Raw genomic sequence first — 12,792 nt, 5'->3', positions numbered from 1 at the left:
CGAAGCGAGCGACAGACACGGCCGCGCACGCAAAGTTCAGGCCTTCTAGAACAAGCGCACGCGCACCAGCAATTGCATCGCCAACAACCCCAGGACGAAGCCGACGCCGCAGTAGATGATGGTCTGCAGCAGGCGGTTGGTCCGCTTCTGCGCAGCCAGCAGCTCCAGCAGTTCCCGGCGGTGGTCGGCGGGGCGATTTTCCAGGAAATCGTGCAGGAGGCGCGGCAGCTGCGGCAGCAGCTTCGCGTAGCGCGGCGCCTCGGCGCGCAGCTGCTCGAACAGCTTGTGCGGGCCAATCTGGTCGGTCATCCACTTCTCGAGGAAAGGCTTGGCCGTGTGCCAGAGGTCGAGCTCGGGATCGATCTGGCGCCCGAGCCCTTCGATGTTGAGCAGCGTCTTCTGCAGCAGCACCAGCTGCGGCTGGATCTCGACGTGGAAGCGGCGCGAGGTCTGGAACAGCCGCATCAGCACCATGCCGAGCGAGATCTCCTTGAGCGGGCGATCGAAGTAAGGCTCGCACACCGTGCGGATCGCCCCCTCGAGCTCGTCGATGCGCGTGCCCTCGGGCACCCAGCCGCTCTCGAGATGCAGCTCGGCGACGCGCTTGTAGTCGCGCCGAAAGAAGGCCACGAAGTTCTGCGCCAGGTACTCCTTGTCCGACTCGGTCAGCGTGCCGATGATCCCGAAGTCGAGCGAGATGTAGCGCCCGAAGGTCTGCGGATCCAGGCTCACCTGGATGTTGCCGGGGTGCATGTCGGCATGGAAGAAGCCGTCGCGGAACACCTGCGTGAAGAAGATCGTGACGCCGTCGCGCGCCAGCTTCGGGATGTCGACGCCGGCGGCGCGCAGGCGGTCGAGCTGCGCGATCGGCACGCCCTTCATGCGCTCCATCACGATCACTTCCGGATGGCAGAAATCCCAGAACATCTCCGGGATCAGCACCAGCTCGAGCTGGGTCATGTTGCGGCGCAGCTGCGCGGCATTGGCGGCCTCGCGCACGAGATCGAGCTCGTCGTGCAGGTACTTGTCGAACTCGGCCACCACCTCGCGCGGCTTCAGCCGCTTGCCGTCGGCCGAGAGCCCTTCGACCCAGCCGGCCATCATGGCCATCAGCTCGAGGTCCTTCTCGATCACCTCGCGCATGCCCGGCCGCAGCACCTTGACGGCCGCTTCGCGCACCGTGCCGTCGCTCGTTCGCACGGTCGCGAAGTGCACCTGGGCGATCGACGCACTGGCCACCGGCGTCTCGTCGAACTGCACGAAGATGTCGCCGACCGGCCGGCGGAAGGCGCGCTCGATGGTCGCGATCGCGATCTTCGAGTCGAAGGGCGGCACCCGGTCCTGCAGCCAGGCCAGTTCGTCGGCGATGTCGGGCGGCAGCAGATCGCGCCGGGTCGACAGCACCTGGCCGAACTTGACGAAGATCGGCCCCAGCCGCTCCAGCGCCTCGCGCAGGCGCTGGCCGCGCGGCGCGTCGAGGTTGCGGCCGACCGAAACGATCCGCGCCACCACGCGCAGCCACGGCTTCTGGAAGCTCGTGAGGACCAGTTCGTCGAGGCCGTAGCGCAGCGCGACCCAGACGATGACGGCGCCGCGGAAGACGCGCCTCATTCGGCGCCTGCGGTGCCGCCGGCCCGTCCGCTGCGCTCGCCGACGAACTGCCGCAGCGCGCCCGCCACGCGTCGCGCGCCGGTGGCCAGCGTGTGCGCCGGCACGTCGCCGATGGCGCGCGCGAGATCGTCCTCGACATCCCAGCGCACGTGGTCGACCAGCCAGTTGACCTCGGCCGCGAGCTGCACATCGCCCTCGACGCGCACCGCCGGCTTCTCGCCGCGGAATGCGGCGCGTGCCAGGCCGAAAGGGGATTCCTCGGTCACGGTCAGCGTGAGTTCGGAAACGGCGCCCTCGGGCGCCAGGTCGAGCAGCCCGGCCGGCGTGGCCACGAGCTGCATCGTCACGAAACGCCATTCGAACTTCACCACACGGCCTTGCTGCCGCGTGAGTCGCTGCTGGGCTTCGGGCTCCTGCTGCAGCACGTGATTGAGGAACAGCACCGCCCGGTGCCGGATCTCATGGACCGCCCAGGCCGGTGGCTGCAGACGGCTGCCGACGCGGTTGAAGAGATCGTCGATGAACGCGAAGGGGGACGATGGTTTGACCATGTCCCGATTATCACGCTCGCTCCCGGCCTCATGCAGCCGGCTGCGCGCAGCGCGCCCCTTCGTGGGCTGCCGCGGATCCGGCTTCGCCGGTCCGCCGGCAGCGCCCCCTGCAAGGGGGCGGGCGGCCACACGAAGTGGGCAAGCCTGGGGGTGGTCCTACTGCAATGCCTGAACGCCCGCGACCAGCCAACCGCTCGTACCGCTCGTCGGCTTGGTCATGTTCCAGACCTCGCGGAACGGGCTCGGACCGGAGGACAGATCCTCGCGGATCATGCCGGAGAACTCGACGCTCGCCATGTAGGCATCGGGCAACTCCTCGATGCCGAGCAGCTGGGCGTCGAGCATGACGACCTCGGTCTTGTTCGGCTGGCCGCCGGTGTGGGTCTCGCGTTCGGCCAGCTGCTGGCGGATCTCGCCGACCATGCCGTCCGTCATCATCGAGCGCAGCATGCCGATGTCGGCGCGGTCCCAGGCGTCCTGCAGCGTCACGAAGTTGCGCTTGGCGGCGGCGAGGAAGCCGTCGGCATCGAAGCCCGCGGGGATGCCCCACGATTGCGATCCCGCGAGCGCGGAGCCGATCAGGCTGCCGCCCGCCGCGGCAGCACCGGCCATCGACGAACCGCTGCGATCGCTGGTGTCGGTCAGCAGCCCCGGGCTGTTGTCGAAGACCGCGGTGTTGCGCTCCCAGGGCCGGGCCGACGCATCGTTGCCCACGTTGTGGGGACTGTACTGCGCAGGCGCGGTCGCGTTGGCCGGATTGCCGGCGCCCTGGAAGGCGAAGGGCGTGTTGCCGGCCGCGCCGTTCGGTCGCGAGCGCGCGGCGAACATGCGCCAGAGCGCCATGGCCACCAGCGCGAGCAGCGCGATCAACAGGATGTTGCCGAAGCCGGCACCGAGCCCGAGCGAATGCGCGAGCCACGCAAGGCCCAGCCCTGCGGCCACGCCGCCGAGGATGCCGGCCCAGGGGCGCTTGGGCGCCGCGGCGGGTGCGGGTGCAGCAGGCGCGGGCTTCGCGGCCGCTGCATTGTTCGCGTTCTGGGCGGGCGCGCCGGGCGCCACCGCCGGCGCGGGCGGCGTCGCCTGGCGCTGCGTCACGTTGCCGGACTGCTTGCCGAAGGATCGGCCTCCGCCCATGCGGGCCGCATCGGCATCGATGCTCACGACAGCCAATGCGCACACCAGCAACACGGAACCGAGATTCTTCATGACGTCTCCTCTTGTACGACCAGCGACTTCCATATCAACACTTGATTCCAACATGCAGGGCGACGACGCCGCCGGTCATGTTGTGATAGTCCACATGGCCGAAACCGCCCTCCTTCATGAGGGTCTTGAGTTCCTCCTGTGCAGGATGCATGCGGATCGATTCGGCCAGATAGCGGTAGCTGGCATCGTCGCCCGCGACCGCCTTGCCCAGGCGCGGCAGCACGTTGAACGAATACCAGTCGTAGACCTTCTGCAGCGGCTTGGCGACCTTCGAGAATTCGAGCACCAGCAGCTTGCCGCGCGGCTTGAGCACGCGATTCATTTCCTTCAGCGCCATGTCCTTGTGGGTCATGTTGCGCAGACCGAAGGCGACCGTCACGACATCGAAGTGCTCGTCCGCGAAGGGCAGCTTCTCGGCATCGCACACCAGCGTGGGCAGGGACACGCCGGCGTCGAGCAGCCGATCGCGGCCGGTGCGCAGCATGGCCTCGTTGATGTCGGTGTGGACCACCTCGCCGCTGGCGCCGACCTTCTTCGCGAAGGCAAGCGCCAGGTCGCCGGTGCCGCCCGCGATGTCGAGCACCTTCGAGCCCTCGCCCACGTTGGCGACCATGACCGTGTAGGCCTTCCAGGCGCGGTGCAGCCCCATCGACATCAGGTCGTTCATGAGGTCGTAGCGCGTCGCGACCGAATCGAAAACACCGCGAACGCGCCGCGCCTTGTCGCTCTCTTCGACCGACTCGAAACCGAAATGGGTGGAACTCATGCTTCCGATGTTAGGCCGGAAGCGTTCATATTCGACCGACGACCCCGCGGGGACACCGGTCATTCCTTGCGTTCGGCGCTCAGTGGCTGCCGCAGGCGTGGCCGCCTTTGTCGGGCATCGGCGCATCGCGGTCGATGCCGGCGGCCGCGAGCCGGCGCTCGTAGGCGGCCCACAGTTCGTCCTGCTTCGCGCCGAGTTCGTACAGCAGATCCCACGAGAAGATGCCGGTGTCGTGGCCGTCGCTGAAGCTCGGCTGCACGGCGTAGTTGCCGACCGGCTCCAGCGCCAGCAGGCCGACGTTGCGCTTGCCGGTCTGCAGCACTTCCTGGCCCGGGCCGTGGCCCTGGACTTCGGCCGAGGGCGAATAGATGCGCATCAGCTCGAAGGGGATGCGAAAGCTCGCGCCGTCGGAAAAGCCGACTTCCAGCACGCGTGACTTGTTGTGCACGGTGATCGATTGAGGCGTCGGTGCGCCCGCTTGCAAACCTGCCATCAGAAACTCCTTGCCGCCAGGCGGCGGACCATCTCGCTTTCCAGGGCCGGCAGCCGGGCCTCGATGGCCGCTTCGCGCACGGGGTCGCGTTCGCGCTGCACTTCGGCCCAGACCGAGCCCGGGAAGCGCGGATCCCAATCGAAGCGCGCGATCACGTGCCAATGCAGATGCGGTGTCATGTTGCCGAGCGCGGCGAGGTTCATCTTGGTCGGCGCGAGCGCATCGCGCTGGCTTTGCTCGACGATCGCCACCGCCTCCATGCACAGCGCGCGGTCCTCTGCGTCCAGGTCGGACCACTCGGCCACATGGGCCTTCCATACCACGCGGTAGAAGGCCGGAAAGCCGTCCTCGACCACGTGGATCACACGGAACTTCGGCGCATCGAAGATCAGCCGGCCACCGGTCCCGTCGCACAGCGGACAGCCGATCACGCGCACCATGCTCATACCAGCACCCTTTCGATCCCGCCCTGGTTGGCCGCCGCCACGTACTCGGGCATCCAGTCCTCGCCGAGGATCTTGCGCGCCATCTCGACCACGATGTAGTCGGCTTCGAGCAGGCCGTTGCTCAGGTCGTTGCCGTAGCGGCTCAGGCCCTGCAGGCAGCTCGGGCAGCTGGTGAGGATCTTGACGTTGTCCGTCGGCGCGAGCTGGCCGCCGTCGCGCAAGGCGGCTTCGCCCTTGCGCAGTTCCTCCTCCTTGCGGAAGCGGATCTGCGTCGAGATGTCGGGACGCGTCACGCCGAGCGTGCCCGATTCGCCGCAGCAGCGGTCGTTCTTGAGCACGTTGTCGCCGACCAGCGCCTTGACGGTCTTCATCGGGTCCTGCAGCTTCATCGGCGTGTGGCAGGGATCGTGATAGAGATAGCCACCGCCGCCCATGTCACCGAGCGTGATGCCCTTCTCGAGCAAATACTCGTGGATGTCGATGATCCGGCAGCCCGGGAAGATCTTGTCGAACTGGTAACCCTGCAGTTGGTCGTAGCAGGTGCCGCAGCTCACCACGACGGTCTTGATGTCCAGGTAGTTGAGCGTGTTGGCGACGCGGTGGAAGAGCACCCGGTTGTCGGTGATCATCTTCTCGGCCTTGTCGAATTGGCCGCTGCCGCGCTGCGGATAGCCGCAGCACAGATAGCCCGGCGGCAGCACCGTCTGCACGCCGGCATGCCAGAGCATCGCCTGCGTCGCCAGCCCGACCTGCGAGAAGAGCCGCTCCGATCCGCAGCCGGGAAAGTAGAACACCGCCTCGGTCTCGGGCGTGGTCGCCCGCGGGTTGCGGATGATCGGCACGTAGTCGGCATCCTCGATGTCGAGCAGCGCGCGCGCCGTCTGCTTGGGCAGCCCGCCTGGCATCTTCTTGTTGATGAAGTGGATCACCTGTTCCTTGACCGGCGCCGGCCCGAGCGTGGCCGGCGGCGCCGCGGTCTGCTTCTTCGCAAGGCCGCGCAGCAGGTCGTTGGCCAGGCGCTGCGCCTTGAAGCCGATGCCGACCATGCCGACGCGCATCGCCTTGATGGTCTGCGGGTTCGTCGCGTTGAGGAAGAACATCGCCGCCGCGTTGCCGGGTCGGAAGGACTTCTGACCCATCTTGCGCAGCAGGTTGCGCATGTTCATCGAGACGTCGCCGAAGTCGATATCGACCGGGCAAGGCGACAGGCACTTGTGGCACACGGTGCAGTGGTCGGCCACGTCCTCGAACTCTTCCCAGTGCCGGATGCTGATGCCGCGCCGGGTCTGCTCTTCGTACAGAAAAGCCTCCACCAGCAGCGAGGTCGCGAGGATCTTGTTGCGCGGCGAATAGAGCAGGTTGGCGCGCGGCACATGCGTCGCGCACACCGGCTTGCACTTGCCGCAGCGCAGGCAGTCCTTGACGCTGTCGGCGATGGCGCCGATGTCGCTCTGCTGCATGATGATCGACTCGTGGCCCATCAGCCCGAAGCTCGGCGTGTAGGCGTTGGTGAGATCGGCGTGCAGCGAGCGCCCGTCCCGCGAAGCATGTTCCGAGCCGCGCAGCAGCTTGCCCTTGTTGAAGCGGCCTTCGGGATCGACGCGCTGCTTGTAGTCGGTGAAGGGCTGCAGTTCCTCGTCGCTCAGGAACTCGAGCTTGGTGATGCCGATGCCGTGCTCGCCCGAGATCACGCCGTCGAGGCTGCGCGCCAGCACCATGATGCGCGCGACCGCCGCGTGCGCGGTCTGCAGCATCTCGTAGTTGTCGCTGTTGACCGGGATGTTGGTGTGCACGTTGCCGTCGCCCGCGTGCATGTGCAGCGCGATCCAGACGCGCCCCTTGAGCACGCGCTGGTGGATCGCATTGCACTCGGCCAGGATCGGCGCGAACTCGGCACCGCTGAAGATGGCCGAAAGCGGCGTGCGGATCTGCGTCTTCCAGCTCGCACGCAGCGAATGGTCCTGCAACTGCGCAAACAGCGGCTCGACCTGGTCGAGCCAGCCGCGCCAGAGCGTGCGCACTTCGCGCACCAGCGCGATCGCCTGCGCGACGCGGTCCTCCAGCAGCTCGGCCGAGGGAATGTCGTGCGCATCGTCGCTCTTGCCCAGCGGCAGATTGCCGCGCGAGAAGAAGGCTTCGAGCGCGTCGGCGAGCGCGAGCTTGTTGGCCAGCGAGAGCTCGATGTTGATGCGCTCGATGCCATCGGAATATTCGGCCATGCGCGGCAGCGGGATCACCACGTCCTCGTTGATCTTGAAGGCGTTGGTGTGCTTGCTGATCGCGGCCGTGCGCTTGCGGTCGAGCCAGAACTTCTTGCGCGCGTCGGCGCTGATCGCGATGAAGCCTTCGCCGCTGCGCGAGTTGGCGATGCGCACGACCTCCGAGGTCACGCGCGCCACCGCGTCGGCATCGTCGCCCGCGAGGTCGCCGAACAGCACCATCTTCGGCAGGCCGCCGTGCTTCTTCGACTTGGTCGCATAGCCGACCGCCTTCAGGTAGCGATCGTCCAGGTGCTCGAGGCCGGCCAACAGCACGCCCGAACGTTTCTGTTCGGCGAACATGAAGTCCTTGATCTCGACGATGCTCGGTACCGCGTCCTTCGCATTGCCGAAGAACTCGAGGCAGACCGTGCGCGTATGCGCCGGCATGCGGTGCACCACCCAGCGCGCGCTGGTGATCAGGCCGTCGCAGCCTTCCTTCTGAATGCCCGGCAGGCCGGAGAGGAACTTGTCGGTGACGTCCTTGCCGAGGCCCTCCTTGCGAAAGGTGCGCCCCGGGATCTCGAGGCGTTCGCTGCGCAGCCGCGTGCGGCCGTCGGCAGCGAAATACTGCAGCTCGAAGACCGCGCTTTCGGCATCGTGGATCTTGCCGAGGTTGTGGCCGATGCGCGTGACTTCGAGCCATTCGGCCTCCGGCGTGACCATGCGCCACGAGACCAGGTTGTCGAGCGCCGTGCCCCACAGCACGGCCTTCTTGCCGCCGGCGTTCATCGCGACGTTGCCGCCGATGCAGGAGGCCTCGGCCGAGGTCGGGTCGACCGCGAACACGAAGCCCGCGCGCTCGGCCGCGTCGGCCACGCGCTGGGTGACCACGCCGGCTTCCGTCCAGATCGTGGGCACCGGCGCATCCAGGCCGGGCAGCGACATCGTCTCGACCTCGGTCATCGCCTCGAGCTTCTCGGTGTTGATGACCGCGCTGTTCCAGGTCAGCGGGATCGCGCCGCCGGTGTAGCCGGTGCCGCCGCCGCGCGGAATGATGGTCAGGCCGAGCTCGATGCAGCCCTTGACCAGCCCGGCCATCTCGGCCTCGGTGTCGGGCGTGAGCACGACGAAGGGGTATTCGACGCGCCAGTCGGTCGCATCCGTCACGTGCGAGACGCGCGACAGGCCGTCGAACTTGATGTTGTCCTTGGCCGTGACGCGGCGCAGCTGGCGCGTGGTCTTGCGCCGCAGCGCGGCGACATCGCGGAACGTGGTGTCGAAGGCCAGCACGGCCTGCGACACCAGCGTGGTCAGCTCGCCGACCAGCAGGTCGCGCTGCGCGTCGCTGTCGGGCGTGCGGCGCTTCTGCACCTCGCCCAGCCGGTGGTTGAGCGCATCGACCAGCTGGCCGCGGCGGCGCGGGTTGTCGAGCAGGTCGTCGACCAGGTAGGGATTGCGCTGCACCACCCAGATGTCGCCCAGCACCTCGTAGAGCATGCGCGCGGAGCGGCCGGTGCGGCGCTCCGCGCGCAAGGTCTGCAGCAGTTCCCAGCCGCGTTCGCCCAACAGGCGGATCACGATCTCGCGATCGGAGAAGCTGGTGTAGTTGTAGGGGATCTCACGCAATCGCGCGGGCTCTGCGGCCTGCGACAACAACGCCGTCAACGCGGTCGGTGCATTCATCGGGGAGTGGCCTCGGTCGGGCGCTGCGCGCCCATGAACCAGGGGATGGGATTTTAAGTCACCACTGACTGATGGCGGCGCTGCCTAGAACAAGACCCGACTGCGGATGGTGCCCGGCACGCTGGCGAGTTTTTCGAGCGCGAGATCGGACGACGCCGCATCGATGTCCGTCACCACATAGCCCACCTTCTCGTTGGTCTGCAGGAATTGCGAGGCGATGTTGATGCGGTTGTCCGAGAAGATCCGGTTGATCTCCGACAGCACGCCCGGCACGTTGCGATGAACGTGCAGGATGCGGTGCTTGCCCGGATGGGAGGGCAATGCGACCTCGGGGAAATTCACCGACGAGGTCGAGGTGCCGTTGTCGCTGTACTTCACCAGCTTCTCGGCTACCTCCAGGCCGATGTTGGCCTGCGCCTCCATGGTCGAGCCGCCGATGTGCGGCGTAAGGATCACGTTGTCGAGCCCGCGCAGCGGCGACTGGAACTCTTCCTTGTTGCTGCGCGGCTCGGTCGGGAAGACGTCGATCGCGGCGCCCAGCAGCTTCTTCTGCTTCAGCGCCTCGGCCAGCGGCTCGATATCGACCACGGTGCCGCGCGATGCGTTGATCAGGATGGCGCCGGGCTTCATCGCCGCGATCTCGGGCGCGCCGATCATCCACTGCGTGGCCTGGGTCTCGGGCACGTGCAGGCTCACGATGTCGCTCTGCGCGAGCAGGTCGGGCAGGAGGCGCACCTGGCGCGCATTGCCCAGCGGCAGCTTGGCCACGACGTCGAAGAAGGCCACGTGCATCCCGAGCGCCTCGGCCAGCACCGACAGCTGCGCGCCGATGGAGCCGTAGCCGACGATGCCGAGCGTCTTGCCGCGGATCTCGAAGGCGTTGTCGGCCGACTTGAGCCAGCCGCCGCGGTGCGCGACGGCACTCTTCTCGGGCACGCCGCGCAAGAGCAGGATCGCCTCCGCCAGCACGAGTTCGGCCACGGACCGGGTGTTGGAATAGGGTGCGTTGAAGACGGCCACGCCGTGCTCGCGCGCCGCATCGAGATCGACCTGGTTGGTGCCGATGCAGAAGCACCCCACCGCCACCAGCTTGTGCGCGGCGGCGAACACCTCGGCGGTCAATTGCGTGCGCGAGCGGATGCCGATGAAATGCACATCGGCGATGCGCGCCTTGAGCTCGGCATCGGGCAACGCGCCCGACACGGTCTCGACGTGGGTGTAGCCCGCGTCCTTCAACACCTCGACCGCCGAGGGATGAATGCCTTCGAGCAGAAGGAACCTGATCTTGCTTTTGTCGAGAGAAGTCTTGCTCATACGCGTCCTGCAAGCCCCGCCCGGACGCATGGAGCAGAGGCCGAAAAAAGGAGCGCGATGCTAGCATGGTGCAACGCAGCAAGCAGGCCGTGGGGCGATGCCCACAAAAAGGGTTTCCCCCGTTGGAGCCTTCCTCGACCGAAGCCAAGAATGCACAAATGTGACGCCGCCGTGTCATACGTGCGACCTAGCATTCACGCTTTCTTTTCCCCCTGAGGAGTCTTCATGCGATTCAAAACGCTCGCCCTGGCCTCGGCCGTGGCCCTGTTCGGCACGCTGGCCATTCCGGCCCAGGCCCAGACCGAGATCCAGTGGTGGCATTCGATGGACGGCGGGCTCAACGACTGGGTCAATGATCTGGCCAAGGGGTTCAACGAGAGCCAGAAGGAATACAAGGTCGTTCCCACGTACAAGGGCGAGTACGACCAGTCGCTGGCCGCCGGCATCGCCGCCTTCCGCGCCGGCAACGCACCGGACATCCTGCAGGTCTACGAGGTCGGCACGGCCACGATGATGTACTCCAAGGGCGTGGTCAAGCCCGTCGCCGAGCTCATGAAGGAGGCCGGCGTTCCCTTCGATCCCAAGAGCTACATTCCCGCCGTGGCCGGCTACTACACGGCACCGAACGGCCAGATGATGTCGTTCCCGTTCAACAGCTCGACCACCGTCTTCTACTACAACAAGGATGCGTTCAAGGCCGCCGGCCTCGATCCCGAGAAGGCGCCCGTGACCTGGCCGGACGTCTTCGCCGATGCGACCAAGCTCAAGGCCGCGGGCAACAAGTGCCCGTTCACGACTTCATGGATGACCTGGGCCCAGCTCGAGAGCTTCTCGACCTGGCACAACGTGTCCTATGCCACCAAGAACAACGGCTTCGACGGCCTGGATGCGCGGCTCGAATTCAACTCGCCGCTGCACGTGCGCCATTTCGAGAACCTGGCGAAGATGTCCAAGGAAGGCACCTTCGTCTATCAAGGCCGTGCCAGCAAGCCGACCTCGTCCTTCACTTCGGGTGAATGCGCGATGTTCATCGGTTCGTCGGGCAGCTATGCCGCGATCAAGAAGGACGCCAAGTTCCAGTTCGCCGAGTCCGCCCTGCCCTACTACCCTGATGTGAAGGGTGCACCGCAGAACACCATCGTCGGCGGCGCCAGCCTCTGGGTCATGACCGGCAAGAACGCCGACCACTACAAGGGCGTCGCGAAGTTCTTCCAGTACCTGTCGGATCCGAAAGTGCAGTCCGACAGCCACATGCGCACCGGCTACCTGCCGATCACGACCGCGGCCTTCGAGCTGACGGAGAAGTCGGGCTTCTACAAGCAGAACCCCGGCACCGACGTCGCCGTGAACCAGATGATCCGCAAGACCACGGCCAAGTCGCGCGGCGTGCGCCTCGGCAACTTCCCGCAGATCCGCGCCATCCTGGACGAGGAAACGGAACAGATCTGGTCCGGCAAGAAGACGCCAAAGGAAGCGCTGGACAGCGGCGTGAAGCGCGGCAACGAACTGCTGGCCAAGTTCCAGGCAGCGAACAAATAATCGGACGGTACCTTGCACCCGGCGCGCATCCCGCGCACGGGGTGCGGTGCCGGCGGGCCGGACGCACGGCAGCCCGATATCCGCCCGAAACGGTTCCCCCATGGAAAAACGCGTTCTCTTCCGCTCCTCCTGGCTGCCCTGGGTGCTGATCGCACCGCAGTTGATCGTCGTCGGCGTTTTCTTCTTCTGGCCCGCGGTGCAGGCGCTGATCCAGTCGGTCCAGCAGCAGGACGCGTTCGGCTCGTCGATCACCTGGGTCGGGCTGGACAACTTCAAGGCGCTGTTCGCCGACGAGACCTACGTGGCCTCGTTCAAGACCACGCTGATCTTCTCGGTGCTGGTGGCGGTGCTCGGGCTGGCCATCGCGCTGCTGCTGGCCATCTTCGCCGACCGCATCGTGCGCGGCGCGACCTTCTACAAGACCATCCTGATTCTGCCGTACGCCGTGGCGCCGGTGGTCACGGGCGTGCTGTTCACCTTCATGTTCTCGTCCTCGCTGGGCGTGGTCGCGTACTGGCTGCACCAGATGGGCATCAGCTGGAACCATCTGCTGAATGCCAACGATGCGATGGCACTGGTGGTGATGGCCGCGATCTGGAAGCAGATCTCCTACAACTTCCTGTTCTTCCTCGCGGGCCTGCAGTCGATACCCAAGTCGCTGATCGAGGCCGCGGCCATCGACGGCGCGCGCCCGCTGCGCCGCTTCTGGAGCATCCAGCTGCCGCTCCTGTCGCCGACCACCTTCTTCCTGTTCGTGATCAACATGGTGTACGCCTTCTTCGACACCTTCGCGATCATCGACGCCGTGACGCAGGGCGGCCCCGGCAAGGAAACCGCCATCCTGGTCTACCGCGTGTATTTCGACGGCTTCCGGGGCATGGATTTCGGCAGTGCCGCCGCGCAGTCCGTGGTGCTGATGGCCATCGTCATCGGCCTGACCGTCATCCAGTTCCGCTACGTCGAGAAGAAAGTCCACTACTGA

10 protein-coding genes are annotated in these 12,792 nt (G+C 66.4%); 2 read left to right on the top strand and 8 right to left on the bottom strand.

The window, feature by feature from the left end; genetic code table 11:
* Positions 1 to 45: 45 nt before the first annotated feature.
* From ubiB to serA, 8 genes are all read right to left on the bottom strand, one after another.
* The gene (gene ubiB, locus WDLP6_RS06005) at positions 46 to 1,611 is read right to left on the bottom strand and encodes a ubiquinone biosynthesis regulatory protein kinase UbiB (protein ID WP_162566257.1); all 1,566 of its coding nucleotides are present in this window, start codon (positions 1,609 to 1,611) and stop codon (positions 46 to 48) included.
* Positions 1,608 to 2,162, bottom strand: a complete 555-nt coding sequence (locus WDLP6_RS06000; protein ID WP_162591611.1) for a ubiquinone biosynthesis accessory factor UbiJ — start codon at positions 2,160 to 2,162, stop codon at positions 1,608 to 1,610. The genes ubiB and WDLP6_RS06000 overlap by 4 nt, the downstream gene beginning before the upstream one ends.
* A 156-nt stretch (positions 2,163 to 2,318) precedes the next feature.
* A complete protein-coding gene (locus WDLP6_RS05995; RefSeq protein WP_162591610.1) occupies positions 2,319 to 3,368 on the bottom strand; it encodes a Tim44 domain-containing protein in 1,050 nt (349 codons plus the stop codon).
* A 34-nt stretch (positions 3,369 to 3,402) separates the two neighbouring features.
* Positions 3,403 to 4,134 (bottom strand): bifunctional demethylmenaquinone methyltransferase/2-methoxy-6-polyprenyl-1,4-benzoquinol methylase UbiE, encoded by a 732-nt coding sequence (ubiE, locus tag WDLP6_RS05990; protein ID WP_162591609.1) that lies wholly within the window; start codon positions 4,132 to 4,134, stop codon positions 3,403 to 3,405.
* A 79-nt stretch (positions 4,135 to 4,213) separates the two neighbouring features.
* Positions 4,214 to 4,627 (bottom strand): gamma-butyrobetaine hydroxylase-like domain-containing protein, encoded by a 414-nt coding sequence (locus WDLP6_RS05985; protein ID WP_162591608.1) that lies wholly within the window; start codon positions 4,625 to 4,627, stop codon positions 4,214 to 4,216.
* Positions 4,627 to 5,067: an HIT family protein gene (locus tag WDLP6_RS05980; RefSeq protein WP_443083444.1), complete on the bottom strand. Its 441-nt coding sequence runs from the start codon at positions 5,065 to 5,067 to the stop codon at positions 4,627 to 4,629. Before WDLP6_RS05980 ends, WDLP6_RS05985 begins: the two co-directional genes overlap by 1 nt.
* 2 nt (positions 5,068 to 5,069) lie before the next feature.
* Positions 5,070 to 8,957: a DUF3683 domain-containing protein gene (locus WDLP6_RS05975; protein WP_162591606.1), complete on the bottom strand. Its 3,888-nt coding sequence runs from the start codon at positions 8,955 to 8,957 to the stop codon at positions 5,070 to 5,072.
* A gap of 84 nt (positions 8,958 to 9,041) precedes the next feature.
* Positions 9,042 to 10,271 carry a phosphoglycerate dehydrogenase gene (serA, locus tag WDLP6_RS05970; protein ID WP_162591605.1) on the bottom strand — a complete coding sequence of 410 codons (1,230 nt, stop codon included), beginning with the start codon at positions 10,269 to 10,271 and terminating at the stop codon, positions 9,042 to 9,044.
* Between the two features lie 225 nt (positions 10,272 to 10,496).
* On the opposite strand from serA, the gene ugpB reads away from it, so the two are divergent.
* Both ugpB and ugpA read left to right on the top strand, forming a co-directional pair.
* Positions 10,497 to 11,810 carry a sn-glycerol-3-phosphate ABC transporter substrate-binding protein UgpB gene (gene ugpB / locus WDLP6_RS05965; RefSeq protein WP_162566249.1) on the top strand — a complete coding sequence of 438 codons (1,314 nt, stop codon included), beginning with the start codon at positions 10,497 to 10,499 and terminating at the stop codon, positions 11,808 to 11,810.
* Positions 11,811 to 11,910: 100 nt separating this feature from the next.
* Entirely contained in the window at positions 11,911 to 12,792 is an 882-nt protein-coding gene (gene ugpA, locus WDLP6_RS05960) for a sn-glycerol-3-phosphate ABC transporter permease UgpA (protein WP_162566248.1), read from the top strand.

This window comes from Variovorax sp. PBL-E5 (assembly GCF_901827185.1).
Lineage (GTDB): Bacteria > Pseudomonadota > Gammaproteobacteria > Burkholderiales > Burkholderiaceae_C > Variovorax.
The sequence above is the reverse complement of the archived record's forward strand: the minus strand, read 5'-3'. Positions and strand labels throughout refer to the sequence as shown.

Coding starts and splice junctions, on each gene's coding strand:
- ubiB (WP_162566257.1), bottom strand. CDS start 1,611: ATGAGGCGCGTCTTCCGCGGCGCCGTCATCGTCTGGGTCGCGCTGCGC.
- WDLP6_RS05995 (WP_162591610.1), bottom strand. CDS start 3,368: ATGAAGAATCTCGGTTCCGTGTTGCTGGTGTGCGCATTGGCTGTCGTG.
- ugpB (WP_162566249.1), top strand. CDS start 10,497: ATGCGATTCAAAACGCTCGCCCTGGCCTCGGCCGTGGCCCTGTTCGGC.
- WDLP6_RS06000 (WP_162591611.1), bottom strand. CDS start 2,162: ATGGTCAAACCATCGTCCCCCTTCGCGTTCATCGACGATCTCTTCAAC.
- WDLP6_RS05975 (WP_162591606.1), bottom strand. CDS start 8,957: ATGAATGCACCGACCGCGTTGACGGCGTTGTTGTCGCAGGCCGCAGAG.
- ugpA (WP_162566248.1), top strand. CDS start 11,911: ATGGAAAAACGCGTTCTCTTCCGCTCCTCCTGGCTGCCCTGGGTGCTG.
- WDLP6_RS05980 (WP_443083444.1), bottom strand. CDS start 5,067: ATGGTGCGCGTGATCGGCTGTCCGCTGTGCGACGGGACCGGTGGCCGG.
- WDLP6_RS05985 (WP_162591608.1), bottom strand. CDS start 4,627: ATGGCAGGTTTGCAAGCGGGCGCACCGACGCCTCAATCGATCACCGTG.
- serA (WP_162591605.1), bottom strand. CDS start 10,271: ATGAGCAAGACTTCTCTCGACAAAAGCAAGATCAGGTTCCTTCTGCTC.
- ubiE (WP_162591609.1), bottom strand. CDS start 4,134: ATGAGTTCCACCCATTTCGGTTTCGAGTCGGTCGAAGAGAGCGACAAG.